Annotated in this window: 12 protein-coding genes and 2 tRNA genes; 2 read left to right on the top strand and 12 right to left on the bottom strand. The window is 64.9% G+C overall.

Features of this window, described 5'->3' with window-relative positions; genetic code table 11:
* Nucleotides 1-141: 141 nt before the first annotated feature.
* The 8 genes from CSQ87_RS05320 to leuC all read right to left on the bottom strand — a co-directional run bounded on the left by CSQ87_RS05320 (nucleotide 142) and on the right by leuC (nucleotide 11,315).
* A complete protein-coding gene (locus CSQ87_RS05320; protein ID WP_423734776.1) occupies nucleotides 142-1,227 on the bottom strand; it encodes a class C sortase in 1,086 nt (361 codons plus the stop codon).
* Between the two features lie 351 nt (nucleotides 1,228-1,578).
* Entirely contained in the window at nucleotides 1,579-2,757 is a 1,179-nt protein-coding gene (locus CSQ87_RS05315; protein WP_243388850.1) for a glutamate--tRNA ligase family protein, read from the bottom strand.
* Nucleotides 2,758-3,030: 273 nt separating this feature from the next.
* A complete protein-coding gene (locus CSQ87_RS05310; RefSeq protein WP_100512838.1) occupies nucleotides 3,031-3,771 on the bottom strand; it encodes an MIP/aquaporin family protein in 741 nt (246 codons plus the stop codon).
* 312 nt (nucleotides 3,772-4,083) lie between these two features.
* Nucleotides 4,084-4,971: a lysophospholipid acyltransferase family protein gene (locus CSQ87_RS05305; protein WP_100512837.1), complete on the bottom strand. Its 888-nt coding sequence runs from the start codon at nucleotides 4,969-4,971 to the stop codon at nucleotides 4,084-4,086.
* Nucleotides 4,972-5,411: 440 nt separating this feature from the next.
* Complete coding sequence (gene murA, locus CSQ87_RS05300; protein ID WP_100512836.1) at nucleotides 5,412-6,734, bottom strand: UDP-N-acetylglucosamine 1-carboxyvinyltransferase; 1,323 nt, start codon at nucleotides 6,732-6,734, stop codon at nucleotides 5,412-5,414.
* A gap of 257 nt (nucleotides 6,735-6,991) precedes the next feature.
* Entirely contained in the window at nucleotides 6,992-8,155 is a 1,164-nt protein-coding gene (locus tag CSQ87_RS05295) for a beta/alpha barrel domain-containing protein (protein ID WP_100512835.1), read from the bottom strand.
* 695 nt (nucleotides 8,156-8,850) lie between these two features.
* On the bottom strand, nucleotides 8,851-9,537 hold the full coding sequence (gene leuD / locus CSQ87_RS05290) for a 3-isopropylmalate dehydratase small subunit (RefSeq protein WP_100512834.1): 687 nt from the start codon (nucleotides 9,535-9,537) through the stop codon (nucleotides 8,851-8,853).
* 374 nt (nucleotides 9,538-9,911) lie between these two features.
* Nucleotides 9,912-11,315, bottom strand: coding sequence for a 3-isopropylmalate dehydratase large subunit (gene leuC / locus CSQ87_RS05285; protein ID WP_100512833.1), 1,404 nt, complete (start codon nucleotides 11,313-11,315; stop codon nucleotides 9,912-9,914).
* A 191-nt stretch (nucleotides 11,316-11,506) separates the two neighbouring features.
* Here leuC and CSQ87_RS05280 point away from each other — a divergent pair, with 191 nt between their 5' ends.
* On the top strand, nucleotides 11,507-12,376 hold the full coding sequence (locus tag CSQ87_RS05280; protein WP_100512832.1) for an IclR family transcriptional regulator: 870 nt from the start codon (nucleotides 11,507-11,509) through the stop codon (nucleotides 12,374-12,376).
* Between the two features lie 70 nt (nucleotides 12,377-12,446).
* On the opposite strand, the gene CSQ87_RS05275 is transcribed toward CSQ87_RS05280, so the two are convergent.
* The 4 genes from CSQ87_RS05275 to gltX all read right to left on the bottom strand — a co-directional run bounded on the left by CSQ87_RS05275 (nucleotide 12,447) and on the right by gltX (nucleotide 16,242).
* Entirely contained in the window at nucleotides 12,447-13,736 is a 1,290-nt protein-coding gene (locus tag CSQ87_RS05275) for a metallophosphoesterase family protein (RefSeq protein ID WP_100512907.1), read from the bottom strand.
* 305 nt (nucleotides 13,737-14,041) lie between these two features.
* Nucleotides 14,042-14,113 (bottom strand) — tRNA-Gln (locus tag CSQ87_RS05270).
* A gap of 40 nt (nucleotides 14,114-14,153) precedes the next feature.
* Nucleotides 14,154-14,226 (bottom strand) — tRNA-Glu (locus tag CSQ87_RS05265).
* A gap of 489 nt (nucleotides 14,227-14,715) precedes the next feature.
* A complete protein-coding gene (gene gltX, locus CSQ87_RS05260) occupies nucleotides 14,716-16,242 on the bottom strand; it encodes a glutamate--tRNA ligase (RefSeq protein ID WP_100512831.1) in 1,527 nt (508 codons plus the stop codon).
* Nucleotides 16,243-16,613: 371 nt separating this feature from the next.
* On the opposite strand from gltX, the gene CSQ87_RS05255 reads away from it, so the two are divergent.
* Nucleotides 16,614-17,387, top strand: coding sequence for an ABC transporter permease (locus CSQ87_RS05255; RefSeq protein WP_100512906.1), 774 nt, complete (start codon nucleotides 16,614-16,616; stop codon nucleotides 17,385-17,387).
* The last annotated feature ends 110 nt before the right edge of the window (nucleotides 17,388-17,497 follow it).

Raw genomic sequence — 17,497 nt, 5'->3', positions numbered from 1 at the left:
GCTGGGGTGGCCGGGTGGCTGGGTGGCTGGGTGACCGGACGGTTTGACGACTGGACGGTCGGATGATTGGACGGCCGGATGGTTTGACGGCCGGCGGCTGGGCGACTGGCGACTGGACGGTTGGCGGCCGAACCATGCGGGCTACCAGCGCTGCGGCCAGCGGGCGGCGTGGTGCATCGCCCGCCACGGCATGCGGCGCAGACGCCGCAGCAGGCCGATCAGCAGCCATCCGAGCAGCAGAATCGCCACGCCGACGATGATCGCCAGATTGCGGCCGTCATGCACGTCGTTCGGATTCGGGACGGGGATCGGGATCGCCTCACGGTGTCCGGAGATCAGCAGACGGTGCGTGTTCACGCCGTACGGGGTGCAGGTCATCAGCGTCACCCGGTCCTCGCCGGGGACGATCTTGAGCTGCGAGGGGTCGTTCGGCTCGATCACGGTGATGCGATCGACCTTGTAGCCGAGCGTCTCGCCCATCACCTCGATGTAGAAGAAGTCGCCGACCTTCATCTCGTCGAGGCGGGTGAACATCAGCGCCTCCACGAGCCCGCGGTGGCCGGTGATCACCGAATGCGTGGACTTGCCGCCCACCGGCAGACTGGTGCCGTACAGGTGGCCGGCGCCGGAGGCCAGCGCCTCCTCGGACGTGCCGTGGTAGATCGGCAGCTTGATCGAGACCTTCGGCACGCGGATCGTGCCCATCACCCCGTCGCCGGAGTTGAGCAACGACTGGTATTCCTTGTCTTTCGCGGAGGCGGAGTCCTCGCTTTTCGCCTTGGAGCCGCCCTGGGCGTTAGTGAACGGGTCGACCGCCTCGCCGAGCACCGGCTGGCCGGAACGCGCCAGCTTCGCGTTGTACTTCTGCGCGGCGGCGAACGCCTCCTCGGCCTGCGGGTACGGCCAGCCGGCCACATGCTGCGCGGAGACGTCGGAGGTCTCGGAGAGCTGGCGGGAGGACTGCCATTGCAGGGCCAGCGGGAAGCCGGCCACGCACACCGCGGCGATCAGCAGCACGGCGGTGAGGATGCGCAGCAGGAGCAGGCGGCGACGCAGCGAACGGCGGTCGGCCATGACGTCGGAGGTGTCGATGGCCTCGAAGAAGGGCTTGCGGCTCAGGGCGTTTTCCGGGTGGGTGACCGGGGTGTGGGCGGTATGAACAGTGTGGGTGACCGGGGTGTTGTCTATCGAGGTCGGCGCGGTCGAGGTCTGCTGGACGGGCTGTATCGTCTGAACAGACTGCGCGGGCTGGACCGGCGCTGCATGCTTGGAATGGCGCGGCTTACGGGCGGAACGACCGAACACTGGCGCCTCCCGTTCTCATAGTCACGCACGTCGTCCCGGCCTTCGCCGTCATACGTGCCTCGTGGTCTTCATGGTCTTCGCGGTCTTCGACTGGCGAGCCGAGACCGGTGAGCCGATTCACGTCGTGGGGCGTCGTTGCGTGGGCGTCTTCGCGAGGTGACTCACAGTTTCCCGATTATGCCACACACCATTCCCGCGACCATACCCCCTACGTCGTTTTTTCGCGGCGGGCCGTCTTGTCAGTGCTGCGGGGCGGTCAGCGCCGCAGGGAGGTCAGTGTTGTGGGGAGGTCAGCGCCGTGGGGTCGCTCAGTCGGTCGGTGCGGTCTGCCGCGATGCGGGCCCATGAGAATTCCGGCAGCAGCTCGTCGGGTGAGCAGGGGTCCGCCGTCGGGCGCAGACCGAGCAGCCATGCGCAGTAACCGATGATCCGCTGCGGGGCGATGCCCTCCTCGCGCATGGCGCCGAGATCCCAGGCCTTGTCTCGCTTGGCGAGGCGGCGTCCGGTCGGGTCGTCGATCAACGGCAGGTGGGCGAACTGCGGGATAGGACGTGCGGCGGCCTGAGAGTCGGCGTCGGCACTGGGCTGATGGGTGCTGGGGGCGGCGTCAAATCCCGCGGCGATGAGGTTCTCGCGGATCCACAACTGCACGGCGGTGGAGCGCAGCAGGTCGCGGCCGCGCACGATCTGGGTCACACCCATGAGCCGATCGTCCACCGTGACGGCCAGCTGGTAGGCGAACAGCCCGTCGGAGCGGCGAATCACCACGTCGCCCAGCTCTCGGGCGAGGTCAAACCGCTGAGCGCCGAAGATCAGGTCGGAAAAAGCCACAAAACCCGTGCGTTCGATTTCCGCGACAACCGCCTGTAAACCGTTGTGTGGCAACGCCTGCGAGGTGTTTGCGGCTAAATCGCCACTGGTCGTGTTTTGTGGCATGTGTTGTGGCATGGCGATGCGCCACGAGTGCCGGTCGCCGCGGGCCAGTCGTTCGGCGCGCTCCTGCGGGGAGAGTCGCCGGCAGGTGCCGGGGTACACGATGAATCCGTCGCCCTCGTTCGGGGCCGAGGCCGCGCGAATGTCGGCGCGCGAGCAGAAGCAGGGATAGACCAGCGGGGTCGCTTCGCCGGAAACGGTTCCGGAGACGCCGGAGACTGTGCCGGTATCAGAGTCTGTGCCGGGTCCTGTGCCGATGACGGGGATGGTGCGCGACCGGAGCAGGTCGAGCGCCTGCTCGTACCGGTCGAGCCGCTGTGACTGGTACACCGGTTCGCCGTCCCAGTCGAGGCCGAGCCAGTGCAGATCGTCCATGATCCAACGGTCGGCGTCCTTGCGCACGCGCGGCGCGTCGATGTCCTCGATGCGTAGCGGCAACAGTCCCGTACCGCCGAGTGCCTGCTGCGAGCGCACGCCGAGCCATGCGGCGAGCGCCGCATACACGTTGCCGATGTGCATGCGTCCGGTGGGCGAGGGCGCGAGTCGCCCGATGACGGGAGCTGCCGGGAGCTCGTTCGGATGATCGGTCGGGTTTTCGGCGGTGTTGCTGCGATCTGTCACCCCAACATTATGGGTCGGACGCCGGAACATATGACGAAACCCGGCTCGGTGCCGTGCGCGTTCATGCGCGTGGCATCGGGCCGGGTTTCGGGGCGAAGCGCGGGGCCTCTCGATCACGGGATCACGAGGTCAGACGATCACGGGGTCTCCCGGGATCACAGGATCACGGGATCAGGCGAGCGCTCCGAAGAAGAACTGGTAGAGGAACGCGCCCACGATGGCGCCGGCGATCGGGGCGACCACGGGGATCCACGCCTCGTTCCAGCGGGAGCTGCCCTTGTTCGGGATCGGCAGGATGGCGTGCAGGAGTCGCGGCATGAGGTCGCGGGCCGGGTTCAGGCCGGGGCCGGTCGGGCCGCCGAGCGAGGTGACCAGACCCCACACGATGAAGCCGACGACGATGGAGGCAGCGGCCTCGTCCTTGGCGCCCCACGGCATCAGCAGGCAGCACAGCGCGCCGAGCACGAGCACGAGCGTGCCGAAGAACTCGTTGACGAAGTAGTTGAAGCGGGAGCCTTCGGCGTCGGTGGTGGAGAAGCTGGCGAAGATGGCGTCGGCTTCCTCGGTTTCGCGGTAGTGCGGCAGGTAGGTGATGTAGACGACGAGCTGGCCCACGGCGGCACCGAGCAGCTGGGCCACGATGTACGGGAGCACCTCGTTCCACGGGAACATGCCGGTCACCGCCTGGGCGATGGTCATGGCCGGGTTGATGTGCGCGCCGGAGATGCCTCCGAACATGAGCACGGGGAACATCACGCCGAAGCCGTAGCCCATGGCGATGTTGAGCCAGCCGGCGTGGTGGCCCTTGGTGTTCTTGAGTTCCACGTTGGCAACCGATCCGTTGCCGAAGATCATCAGGATGGCGGTGCCGATGAACTCGGCAGCCAGTTTGGTCATCAGGGAATATTCCACGATAGGTCCTTGGGATTCCGTTTGTTCTCTCTCAATGTGCCAGACAGGCAATGTGCCGGCGGGCACTATGCCAGCAGGCAAACAGAGACATTGTCATCCCAGGCCTTGACTTAAGGGCGTCTTAGGGGCGCCACCCGGGCCGGATCGCCTCACGCGGGACGCCCGGATCGCGTGATCAGCAACCAACATCGTTGCGATTTCAGCGTTGTTCCGGGCACCTCACGCGAGACGCCCGGCCCATGTGAAGATGTCATGCGGCAAGGCACAAGCGCGATCGATTAGGCTCGATCAGTCGCGGGGTAGACAGTGCGATCAGTCGCGGGGCACGCGCTTCATGCTGCGGTAGTCCCAGTAGCCTTCGGCCGGAGGCTGTTCGCCGCGGATCTCGGCTTCGATGGCTTCCAGCGACTCGCGTACGCGGCGAGTGAGCTCATGGACGGCGGCCTTAGGCGGCTCGCCCTCCCAGGAGTCCATGTCTTCGATCAGGTCGGCGTAGTCGACGGCTTCGCCGAATCCCATGACGACGTTCTTGCGCGGCCACGGCCACCAGTGGTTGATGCTCGCCGCACCCCAGGTCGCCGCCGGGTAGATCGGCACCTGCCGGCCGAGCTTCTTGCAGGTTTCCAGCGCGATGTAGGCCATGCCGGGCTTGAGGCTCATCGGCCATTTCTTGGGGTCGCGGGTCAGGGTGCCTTCCGGCCAGATGGTGAGGGGTCGGCCGGAGGTGAGGATGCGGATGGATTCGTTTTCGATGGCGAGCGCCTCGCCCTTGCGTCGGGGGACGGGCTGCATGCCGACGAGCTGGAACCATTTGCCGATGATCGGCCAGCTCGCCATCTCCGCCTTGGCCATGTAGCGCGGGCGACGGCCCTGATAGAACAGCGATGCCATGGGGATGAACACGTCGAACAGGGTGACGTGCGTGCACGCGGTAATGAAGACGCCGTCTTCCGGCACGCGTTCGAGTCCCCACGCCTTGACCTTGCAGCGGGAGCGGACGACCGCGGCGCAGGCGTCGAGGAGTCGCTGCGTAGCCTTGGGGTTCTGCGCGTTGATTTCGGCGATGTTGTCCTTGCGCGGTCCCGTGGGATGGTTGCGCATCGGATTGACGAGGTGATGCAGACGGGAGAGTTTGGCCACCTGCTCGTTGCTCAGGGGCTTGACCGCGGAACGCGGCGAGGGTTTTCCGGGAGATACCATGCTCCCCATTGTGCCGCACCGGGTGCGACTTTGGGACACGGTACCGTTCCCACCGGATTCCGACGCCACGCGTCGCACCATACTCCGCCCCGCCAGCGGGAACTGGTTGCCGCAGGCAGTCTGAGGGTGGTCTGGTGAAGAGCGGATTCAACCACCCCCAGTCGGCTTTCGCCGACAGCCCCCGCCAGCGGGGGCCAGAACGCATTACCGAGAACGCTGCACCCGTAAGTCCCCTCCTCCCAAAAAATCGGAGGACGTGTGCGGTCTCAAGGCGCACCGAGGGAAGGCGTACGAAGGTACGTCAACCGAGGAGCAACGCCGAGAACACTTCAGCTACAAAAACTGGTGAGATGCGTGCGGCTTCAATGCGCACAGGAGGAAGGCGTACGAGGGTACGTCGACTCCTGTGCAACGCAGAAGACGCTCCATCTCACCAGTTTTTACTCGAAGGCGGCGCCGAGGGCGGCCAACTTCCCCCGAAAGTCCGCGTATCCGCGGTCGATGAGGGAGATGCCGCGGACGGTGGACGGTCCCTTGGCTGCGAGGGCGGCGATCAAGTGCGAGAAGCCGCCGCGGAGGTCGGGAACGTCGATGTCACGGCCGGTGAGGGGGGTGGGGCCGAAGATGACGGCGGAGTGCTTGTAGTTGCGCTGCTGGAAGCGGCAGGGCAGGGAGCCGAGGCATTCGCGGTAGAGCTGGATGGTGGCGCCCATCTGGACGAGGGGCTTGGTGAAGCCGAAGCGGTTCTCGTAGACGGTTTCGTGGACGATGGAGAGGCCCTTGGCCTGGGTGAGGGCAACGACGAGGGGCTGCTGCCAGTCGGTCATGAAGCCGGGGTGCACGTCGGTTTCGATGGCGACAGGCTTGAGGTCGCCGCCCGGATGCCAGAAGCGGATGCCCTTGTCGGTGACGTCGAATTCGCCGCCGATCTTGCGGAACACGTTGAGGAAGGTCATCATTTCGGGCTGGGTGGCGCCCTTGACGAAGATGTCGCCGTGGGTGGCGAGGGCCGCGGAGGCCCAGGAGGCGGCTTCGATGCGGTCGGTGAGCGACGTGTGGGTGTAGCCCTTGAGCTGCTTGACGCCTTCGATGCGGAAGGTGCGGTCGACGTCGACGGAGATGATGGCGCCCATCTTCTGCAGGACGGAGACGAGGTCCATGATCTCGGGCTCGATGGCGGCGCCGGAGAGCTCGGTCTTGCCTTCGGCGAGCACGGCGGCGAGCAGGGTCTGCTCGGTGGCACCGACGGACGGGTAGGGCAGGTGGATCTTGGCGCCGTGCAGGCCGTCGGGGGCGGTGATGTGGATGCCGTCCTTGTGTTCCTTGTCGACGTTGGCGCCGAGCTTGCGCAGGGTTTCGAGGTGGAAGTCGATCGGACGGCCGCCGATGTTGCATCCGCCGAGGGCGGGGATGAACGCTTCGCCGAGGCGGTGCAGAAGCGGGCCGGAGAACAGGATCGGGATGCGGGAGGAGCCGGAGAGGGTGTCGACGTCGGCCACGTCGGCGAGCTGCACATGCGTGGCGTCGATGGTCACGATGCCCTTCTCGCCGTTGACATCCACGTCCACGCCGTGCAGGCGCAGCAGGTCGGAGACCACGTGCACGTCACGAATTTCGGGTACGTTCTTCAGCACGGAGGTGCCCGGTGCGAGCAGAGCCGCCACCATCGCCTTGCTGACGAAGTTCTTGGCGCCACGCACCTTGATCTGGCCGTTCAGCGGCTTGCCGCCGACCACGCGCAACACGTCATTCTCGGAATTCACGAACCCGCTCCTTCGATGTCATTCGGTCTGTTTCGATCTGTCTTCACGCTCTTCGCCGCAGACGTTTCCGCCCGGGGCGCTCTTCACCCTACGGCGGCGGCATGACGGCGCGAAAAAACTATCTATAAGTTTGCCATATTCGGTGTGGTGACTCAGTGAAATCACTCTCGGCTAACCCGGGAATATTCGCGGACCAGCCGAGACGACAAAATTGCCGATCAGCAATTGCGATCAAGGTTGCCGATCAGGATTGCCGATCAGCGCGACTGCTTGATGCGGCAGGCGAGATCGGGATTCCACATGGCGCCGGTGGCGCTCATCACGGCGTCGGCTCCGGCGGACCGGTATTCGAAGTAGTCGGCCGGTTCGGTGACGCCGCCCACGCCGACGATGCCGAACTCAAGGCCCAGTCGTTCGCGCAAGGCTGCGAGACGGCGGACCATGTCGAGGCCGGAAGGCTTGATCGCCGCGCCGCACACGCCGCTGCGGTCGCGTCCGGCGCCCGGCAGGGCCTGCTCGCCCTTGGCGTCCACGAGTCGCGCCGAGATCGTGTTGATCGTGGAGAATCCCTGCACCAGACCGCGGCCGGTGGTCACCTTCACCATGTATTCGAGGTCTTCGTCGCTCGGCAGATACGCGAGCTTGATGATCAGCGGCACGTCGCCGATCTCGTTTTTCACCGCTTCGGTGATCAGGCTCACCTGATCGGGCGCGTGGCACAGCAGACGGTTGTGGCCTTCGTTCGGGCAGCTGGTGTTCATCTCCATCACCTTGGCCCCGGTTTCCAGCACCAGATGGGCGGTGGTGACGTGGTCGGCCACGTATTCGGCGGAGGTCATGCCGTCGACGCGCGATCCTTGGAAGCTCGGCACCAGCAGCTGGCCGGCGCCGGCGCGGGACATGGCCTTCTGCATGTCGGGCTGCCACACGTCCGGGTCCTGCGAGGGCACGCCGAACGAGTTGGAGATGGAGATCGGGGTGTCGAAGCGGTGGTCGGCGAGCACTCCCCCATCGCATTCGTCACTGCCGGGGGTCAGGATGCCGTCGGCCGACTGCGGGTGCACGGCGAGCACGTTCGGGAACGGGTTGCAGCCCCATGCGCGCGAGCGCACGGTCTTGTACACGGCCAGATCGAAGCCCATATGGAACGCGGCGGTGGTGAACCGCTCGTTGAGCAGCGGACCGGCGGGAATGCCGAACGGCAGGTCGATGGGCACGCCGAAGAAGGATTCGGCGGGAGCGGACGCGGAATCGGCGGAGGCAGCGGCCTCCGAAGCGATGGCGCGGGCCACCTGATCGTCGGAGACACCGTCCTTGGCGTCCCCGCCCAGCACTTCGGCGAACGCGCCGAACGGGCCGAAACGGTAGTTGTCTTCGTAGGTGCGGTCAACGTCATAGAACGGCATGGTGTTCTCGCTCATGATTGCTCCCGATTGATGGTCGATACGACGGTTTCTGCGATGCTTCCGATTGTACGGCGTATCGTTCCGCGATCGGCGCGGCGGCGTTCGGCGCCATTCGACGCCGATCGGCACCTATCTGCGTTCTGAGGGCAGATTTGGGACCTCTCCCGACACCTATCTGCATTCTGCGGGTCGATATCGCGCGATAGGCGAGATACCGACGTTGAAATTGCAAGGGTGATACTACGGGATCCGACGAAAAAGTGCCCGCAGAATAGAGATAGATGGTTGCAGGACCCCGAAATCCGCCCGCAGAATGGAGATAGCTTCGCCCGGCACCTCATCCGACCGACTTACGCCGGCCTGCGGCCGAAGATGGGCTTCCCCCGGCGGGGGAAGCTGGCAGCCGAAGGCTGACTGATGAGGGCGTGAGGCGAAGCATCCACAGGACCCCTCATCAGTCGGCTCACGCCGACAGCTTCCCCCAACGGGGGAAGCCAAAAAACTTAAGCCGGCAAGAAATTAAGGATCAGCCAACGGGCCCGGACCGGTAAAAGACAGAGATCACAGATCGGCCAACGGGCCCGGGCCGGTAATTATGGACGGCCTGCGCAAGGCAGGCCGCGGATTGCTGGCGGAGCCCCGCTGTGGAGCGGGACTCCGCACGGGCCCTGTGTGACAGTCCACCGGACTGTCACACTGCCCGATCGAGGCTAGATGATGCCTCGATCGGCCAACGGGCCCGTCCAGTCATACGTATTCTCGCGGGCGGAGGCGATGGGCTCCTCGGGCAGGTGCTTGGCGGGGATGGTCTTCGGCTTGAACGGGAACTTCTCGGCGCGCATCTTCTCGTAGGCGGCGATATCGTCCTCATGGTGCAGCGTCAGATCGATGTCGTCGTAGCCGTTCATCAGACGCCAGCGGGTGTAGTCGTTCACCTCGAACGGCAGGGTCACGTCGCCGCAAGTCACCGTGCGCTCGCCCAGATCCACGGTCATCTCGCGGCCGGGCTCCTCCCCCAGCAGCTTCCACAGCAGCTCGATCGACTCCATCGGCATGATCGCGGCCAGCACGCCGTTCTTGGCGGTGTTGCCGTAGAAGATGTCGGCGAAGCGCGGTGCGATCACCACGCGGAAACCGTAGTCGCGCAGCGCCCACACCGCGTGCTCGCGGGAGGAGCCGATGCCGAAGTCCGGGCCGGCCACCAGCACCTTGCCGTTGCGGTACGGGGTCTGGTTGAGCACGAATTCGGGATCACGACGCCATGCGTAGAACAGCGCGTCCTCGAAGCCGGTCTTGGTCACGCGCTTCAGAAACACGGCAGGGATGATCTGATCGGTATCCACGTTCGAACGGCGAAGCGGCACGCCGACGCCGGTGACGACAGTAAGTTTTTCCATGATTGCTAAGTCCTTGTTCGTAGTATGTGCTCCGTCTGGCGGGGGCTGCCGGCGAGAAGCCGACTGGAGGTGGTCAAGAGGTCCTACGGATCCGACCACCCTCAGTCAGCCTTCCGGCTGCCAGCTCCCGGCATTTTGTGCGACGTGCGCTCGTCAGAGCGCACTGCTACGGACAGTCCACTGGACTGTCCGTCCGGCGGGAGCACGAAATACATATTCAGTTGGCCTGCAGCTGACTGATGAGGGGCAGCGAGGGGTCAGGTAGCGTAATCGCCATCACCTCATCCGTCCGACGGGAGTCGGCCACCTTCCCCTCAAGGGGAAGGCACGACAATCCGCGAATGATGCACTGGCATTGCCGACGGTCTACCGATCTACAGGTCCTCGGGGCTGGAGATCGTGCCGCGGATGGCGGTGGCGGCGGCCACGGCCGGCGAGGCGAGATGCGTGCGAGAGCCCTTGCCCTGCCGTCCCTCGAAATTGCGGTTCGAGGTGGAGATGGAGCGTTCGCGCGCCACCATCTTGTCGGGGTTCATGCCCAGGCACATCGAGCATCCGGCGTTACGCCACTCGGCGCCGAAGTCCTTGAAGATCTTGTCGAGCCCTTCGCGCTCCGCCTCCAGTCGCACACGCGAGGAAGCCGGCACGACCAGCACGCGGTGGATCGAATCGGCCTTGTGATGGCCCTTCATGATCGCGGCCGCGGTGCGCAGATCCTCGATGCGTCCGTTCGTGCAGGAGCCGATGAACACGGTGTCCACGGCGATGTCCTTGATCGGCATGCCGGGCTTGAGGCCCATGTAGTCGATCGCGCGCTTGGCGGCGTTGCGCTTGGTCTCGTCGGTGATCTCCTCCGGCACCGGCACGTTCGCGGTGATCGGCAGGCCCTGACCGGGATTGGTGCCCCAGGTGACGAACGGCTGCAGGTCGGCGGCGTTGAGCGTCACCTCGGTGTCGAACACGGCGTCGTCATCGGTCTTCAGGGTCTTCCAGTACTCCACGGCCTTGTCCCACATCTCGCCTTCGGGGGCGTGCGGACGGCCCTTGAGGTATTCGAAGGTCACCTCGTCGGGGGCGATCATGCCGGCACGCGCACCGGCCTCGATCGACATGTTGCAGATCGTCATGCGGGCGTCCATGGACAGCTTGCGGATCGCCTCGCCGCGGTATTCGATCACATGGCCCTGACCGCCGCCGGTGCCGATCTTCGCGATGATCGCCAGAATGATGTCCTTGGCGCTCACGCCCTTCGGCAGCTCGCCCTCGACGTTGACGGCCATGGTCTTGAACGGCTTGAGGCTCAGGCACTGCGTGGCCATCACATGCTCCACCTCGGAGGTGCCGATGCCGATGGCGAGCGCACCGAACGCGCCGTGCGTGGAGGTGTGGGAGTCGCCGCACACGATGGTCATGCCCGGCTGAGTGAGGCCGAGGATCGGCGCGAAGGCGTGCACGATGCCCTGATCGGCGTCGCCCAGCGGGTGCAGACGCACGCCGAACTCCTTGCAGTTGCGTTCCAGCGTGCTCAGCTGGGTGGCACTCGTCTCGTCGGGGTTGGGCTTGTCGATGTCGACCGTGGGGGTGTTGTGGTCTTCGGTGGCGATCAGCTGATCGACGTGGCGCGGCTTGCGGCCGGCGAGACGCAATCCTTCGAACGCCTGCGGGCTGGTGACCTCATGCATCAGCATCAGGTCGATGTACAGCAGATCCGGCTCGCCGTTCTCGCCCCTTCGGACGATATGATCGGCCCAGACCTTCTCGGCCAATGTGGTTCCCATAGTGTTTCCTCCTGGGCACTTTGCCGTCTATTCAGGCGATCAACGCCGACTCATCAACGTTGATTGCGACTTCGTTGCTTCCTTCATTGTTCCCGCATATTCCGGCGAACAATTCAATCACAACGAGTATGAGACCTAGACCAAAATCCAGACTTTTGCATTTCACAATATGAGATGGCATAATCCCAATCATGGCAATAAGAAATGGCGTCACTGCAACGGTCGGACGCCATCAGGCGGAAAAAGAAAGAACTGAAGTATTGACAAACCAACAAAACGCCTCCAACAACGCCCCGGAGGCCACCGCGGTAAAGACCGGAACAGGCCGTAAAGAGGTGCATTCCGGCGTGGGCGTGCTCGACAAGACCGCCAAGATCCTCGACACTTTGGAAAGCGGCCCGGCCACGCTGGCGCAGCTGGTGAACGAGACCGGCCTGGCCCGTCCGACCGCGCATCGACTGGCGATCGCGCTGGAGAAGCATCGGTTCATCGTCCGTGATCAGCACGGCCGGTTCGTGCTCGGCTCCCGGTTCGGCGAACTGGCCGCCGCGGCCGGCGAGGACCGTCTGCTCACCGCCTGCGGCCCGATTCTGCAGACCCTGCTCGACCGCACCGGCGAATCGGCGCAGATCTACCGTCGTCAGGGCGATCAGCGCGTGTGCATCGCCGCCGTGGAGCGGTCCAGCGGTCTGCGCGATTCGATCCCCGTGGGTGCGATCCTTTCGATGGAGGCCGGTTCGGCCGCGCAGATTCTGCTCGCCTGGGAGGATCCGGACCGTATGCATCAGGGACTTCGTCGTGCGAAGTTCACCGCGGCCAAGCTCACCACCGTGCGCAAGCGCGGCTGGGCGGAGTCGGTGAACGAGCGCGAGCCGGGCGTGGCTTCGGTGTCCGCGCCGATCCGCAACGCCTCCGGTCAGGTGATCGCCGCGATCTCGATCTCCGGACCGACCAACCGTATGGGCACCACGCCGGGCCAGCATTTCGCCCCGCTGGTCATGGCCGCCGGCAAGTATCTGTCCGAGGCGCTGATCCGCGCCCACGCCGGCACCGGCATGTGATCGGATCGATCGACCGTTTCAGGCCGTGAGTCAGCCAATCCGCTGGCTCGCGGCCTGTTTTGTTATCCGCCTACCGTCGCTTGCCCGTGAAGCCGAGAGTGGCCAGCGCGGCGGCGAATCCGGCGCCCAGCGCGGACAGCGGTCCCGGCTTGCGTAGCAGATTCCACGCGTCGCCGGGCGTGGTGGGGACGTGGCTCATCGCGAACGTGTAGGCCTTGCGCGACTGCGGCTTGCCGACCAGATCGCCGAATTCCAGCAGCTGCGTGCGCGGCCGCTGCGGGTGGCGGATGTCGAACTCGAACAGCCGGGCCGCGCGCTTGTCGGGCACCGGACCGTACGATCCGAATCCGCAGGTGGGGGTGGCGCCGAGCATGATGCCGTGTTCGACGCCGACGAATCCGTTGCGGTGGTCATGCCCGGCGAACAGGCCGAAGTAGCCGTCCGTCTCCTTCATGATCGCGAATTCGCCGCAATCCTCGTCGGGGCAGCTGATGCCCTCGGCGAGATAGCCGTCGGGCTCCACCTTGCTTTCGTCCAGCACGTAGCATGCCGAGTCGAAGGTGCGGTAGCCCTGGATCGCGTAGGCGGTGTTGGACGGGACCTTGCGCAGCACGTCGTAGAACTGCGGGATCGGGATGTGCTGGAACACCAAGGACGGGGCGCCGAGCGTGGCGGGGATGGTCCGCATGAAGTCGAGGGCGCGACGGCTGGGACTGCCGTAGCCGCCGGACTGCGCATAGTCGCCGGAATCGACGATCACCAGACCGATCACGTTGCGCCGATGGTCCACGTCGCTGACCGGCAGGGCGAAGGTGCCCGGTTCGCACGGGTAAACCGATTGATCTTCGAGACCGATCGTTCTGGCGGATTCGGGGAGGACCGGGGTCGGTTCGGCGGCGGAATCGGCCGGCACAGTCTGATCGGCCGGATCGGGATTGAGGCAGCCGGGGAATTCGCGGTAGATCATGTCGAGCTCGGCGGTGTCCAGCCCGCACTGGAAATCGTGGTTGCCGTAGGTGACGGCGAACGGGATGCCGCGGTCCACCAGCGGCTGGACGAACTGCCGGATCGAGCCGCGCACGAGTTCGCGGGTATGCTCCCTGTCGGCTTCGTCGATCGGCCGCTTGGGCTGCAGCCAGCGGCGCTTGCGGAAGGTCCGGGAGTAGGCGGAGTCGTATCCGGCGATCTGGTCGCCGGTGAACACCACGAGATCGGGCCGGGCGGCGTCGCAGGCCGCCTCGATCAGACGGACCGTGTCGGGCGAGACCTTCGGCCCGTCCTGGATGTCGCTGAGCTGCAGCACGCGGAATTTGCCGGAATGATGGAACTGGAGACGGCCGAGTCGCACGGAAACGGACATGGAGTGATTGGACCGATCGGCATGGTGGAGTCGCTCGGAAAGGGACGACCGTTCGCCGTGGTCGCCGGGGATTCCGGCGCCGATCCCCTCGCGGATACCATCGCGGACTGCGCCGGCCGCGGCTTTCACATGCTCAAGGCGTTCGCTCATATGCTCCACCCTACCGACTTTTCTGAACATTGCCTGTGTTGATGTCGTGGCGGCTGCGAAGGCCGCCGATGCGCGTTCCGGTGCATAGTGCTGGCGAAGCTTGGTCACATAACAAAAAAACCTCGCCGAATCATATGATTCGCGAGGCTATTTCGCTGGGGTACCTGGACTCGAACCAAGAATGGATGAACCAGAATCACCTGTGTTGCCAATTACACCATACCCCAATTGGCAGGCGTCGCGGCTCTTGGGCCGTTCCGTCAGTCGTACCCCCAACCGGATTTGAACCGGTGTTGGCGCCGTGAGAGGGCGTAGTCCTAGACCGCTAGACGATGGGGGCTTAAGTTATCAGTCAATCATTCGGATCTCGATGAGAACCGCTGTCCTGACTGGGCTGCGGGGTGAACCGCAACGAGTGATTAATATACGCGAACCCTCGGGACCGCGCAACTCTCGGCGTGTCGCGGTTGCAGCGGAGGTGGTTTGGCAGCGGGTTTTCGTTGGAATTTCAAGGGTTTTCGGGCCATTCCAGTGGAATGCCGGCGGCCCCTCATCCGACCGGCTTCGCCGGCCACCTTCAGGCAAAAGTGGTCGGCCTTACGAATCGGGCCGCCATCCCGTATGGGACGACGGCCCGAGAGAATCACGAACAATCACGTCACTTCATCCAACCGACTGCGTCGGCCACCTTCAGGCAAGAATGGTCGGCCTATGGCCGACTCAGCATCTGCTCGCCTGTCGGCTCGCATGAGTCCTAAAACGCCTCTGGCGTTTTTTTTAACGGACTCAGCCCGAGGGGAAGGCCAAAATGACGACCTTCCTCACTCGCTCACAGGTGGGCGCGCAGGCCCTTGAGGCGGGCGACGGTGATGTCCTTGCCGAGGATCTCCATCGACTCGAACAGCGGCGGGGAGACGCGACGACCGGAGACGGCCACGCGCACCGGGCCGAACGCCAGACGCGGCTTGAAGCCGCCTTCCTCGATCAGCGCCTTGTTGAGCAGCTCGTGCAGCGGCTCGGCCTTCCAGTCGGCCGGCTCCACGGCCTCCAGCGCGGCCACGGCCTTGTCGAGCACCTCGCCGGCGGAATCCTTGAGCGTCTTGCGGGCGTCGTCCTCCGGCTCGATGTACTCCTCGGTGGAGAGCAGAGAGCCGACCATGCCGGCCACCTCGCCGAGCAGGCGAACGCGCGGCTGGACGAGCGGCGCGGCGGCGGTGAGCACCTCACGCTCGCGGTCGGTCAGGGCGTCCCAGCTGTCGGCGGAGACCACGCCGTCGCGGTGCAGGTACGGCACGGCGCGGTTGAGGAAGTCCTGCGGCTCGAGCATGCGGATGTGCTCGGCATTGATGGCGATGGCCTTGTCGATGTCGAAGTGGGCCGGATTGGCCTTCACGTCGCGGATGTCGAACTTCTCGATCATCTCGTCCATGGAGAACACGTCCTGATCGGCGCCGATCGACCAGCCGAGCAGAGCCAGGTAGTTAAGCAGGCCCTCGCGGATGAAGCCGTGGTCGCGGTGCAGGAACAGGTTGGACTCGGGATCGCGCTTCGACAGCTTCTTCTTGCCCTTGCCCATCACGTACGGCATGTGGCCGAACAGCGGCATCTCCTTGGCGATGCCGAGCTCGATGAGGTAGCGGTACAGCACGATCTGGCGCGGGGTAGAGCTGAGCAGGTCCTCGCCTCGCAGCACGACGTTGATGCGCATCATGGCGTCGTCCACCGGGTTGGTGAGCGTGTACAGCGGGTCACCGTTCGGGCGCACGATCACATAGTCCGGCACAGAGCCGGCCTTGAACTCGATGGTGCCGCGGATCAGATCGTCGAAGGCGATGTCCTCGTCGGGCATGCGCAGACGGATCGCGGGCTTGCGGCCCTCGGCGCGGAAGGCCTCCTTCTGCTCCTCGGTGAGGTTGCGGTCGTAGCCGTCGTAGCCGAAGGCCTTCGGACGGCCGGCGGCCACGTTGCGGGCCTCGATCTCCTCGGGGGTGGAGTAGGACTCGTAGGCGTAGCCGGCTTCGAGCAGCTTGGCCGCCACGTCCTTGTAGATGTCGCCGCGCTCGGACTGACGGTACGGGCCGTCGGGACCGCCGACCTCCACGCCCTCGTCCCAGTCGAGGCCGAGCCACTTCAGGGCGTCGAGGATCTGGTTGTAGCTTTCCTCGGAATCACGCTGGGCGTCAGTGTCCTCGATGCGGAACACGAAGGTGCCGTGGGTGTGACGGGCTTCGGCCCAGTTGAACAGGGCGGTACGCACCATGCCCACGTGGGGGGTGCCGGTCGGCGACGGGCAGAAACGAACGCGAACGTTCTCAGGCAGTTCGGGCTTGTTGTTTTCAGAATGCTCTTCAGTCATACGTTCTATTGTGCCGCGTCAACGGGACGCCACCGGCCATCATCACGGGTTAATCACGAGTTGTGAGGCTTCGTTTCGGCAAAGGCCCCCGCAGCCATCACACGCAACCGCGGAATTGCAACAATCCTGCGACGTCGACCTCTCTCCATAACCGCATACTTCCAGAACGAAGCCTCACAACTCGGGTTTTCTCTCATCACAAGGCACCTATAAGGCACCTATACTGTGTGGTTGGAAGTTTTTTGGTTGAAAATTTTCGTTATTGCTCTGATTTTTTCGATGTTCGGCCGTTTTGCGCGCAGGCTCCTCACCTTACTGCTCCCCGCTCCGGCCGTGATGCGCAGGAACACGCGCGAGGAGGCAAGGTGATGATGGCCCTGATGGCGAAGTTGAAGCGGTATGTGCCCACGGTGGTCGCGGTGGCGGCCCTGCTGGTGCTGTGGGAGGTCTGGGTGCGCACGAGCGACGTGCCGCCCACGATGATGAGCGCGCCGAGCGAGATCGTGCAGGCGACGATCGAGACCTGGCCCACGCTGTGGCCGGCCACGCAGGTGACGGCGTTCGAGGGCTTCGTCGGCTTCATGTTCGCCGTGGTGCTGGGCGTGCTGGTGGGCATCGTGTTCTACTGTTCGAAGACGCTGAACGCCGCGTTCTTCCCGCTGCTGGCGGCCGCGCAGACGATGCCCCTGATCTCCATCGCCCCGCTGTTCCTGATCTGGTTCGGCTTCGAGATCAACGGCAAGATCGTGATCGTGGCGATCTTCGGCCTGTTCCCCATCGCCGTGCAGACCATCCGCGGCCTGGCCGCGGTGCCGCAGTTCTACTCCGATGTGGCGCTCACCTGCGGCGCCACCGAAGCGTGGACGCTATGGCATGTGAAGCTGCGTGTGGCGGCGCGGCAGATCTACGGCGGCATCCGCATCTCCGCGGCATACATCTTCGCCACGGCGTCGACCGCCGAATATCTGGGCGCGCGCAAGGGCCTCGGCATCTGGCTGCAGGCGGCGTACAACTCATTCCGCACGCCGCTGATCTTCTCGGCCACGTTCGTGATCGTGGCGCTGACGGCCGTACTGATGCTGGTGGTGAATCTCAGCGAGCGCGTGTTACTCGGCTCCGCGAAGGACGAGGATCTGGATCAGTAGGGGTCTGCGTCGAGCCCGTGCGGGGCTCGGGAACTCGACCACCCTCAGTCAGCTCCCGCTGACAGCTCCCGCCAGCGGGAGCGACATCGCGAGATGCCAGTCAGTTACCG

This window comes from Bifidobacterium simiarum (genome assembly GCF_002802905.1).
GTDB classification, from domain to species: Bacteria; Actinomycetota; Actinomycetes; order Actinomycetales; family Bifidobacteriaceae; genus Galliscardovia; species Galliscardovia simiarum.
The sequence above is the reverse complement of the archived record's forward strand: the minus strand, read 5'-3'. Positions and strand labels throughout refer to the sequence as shown.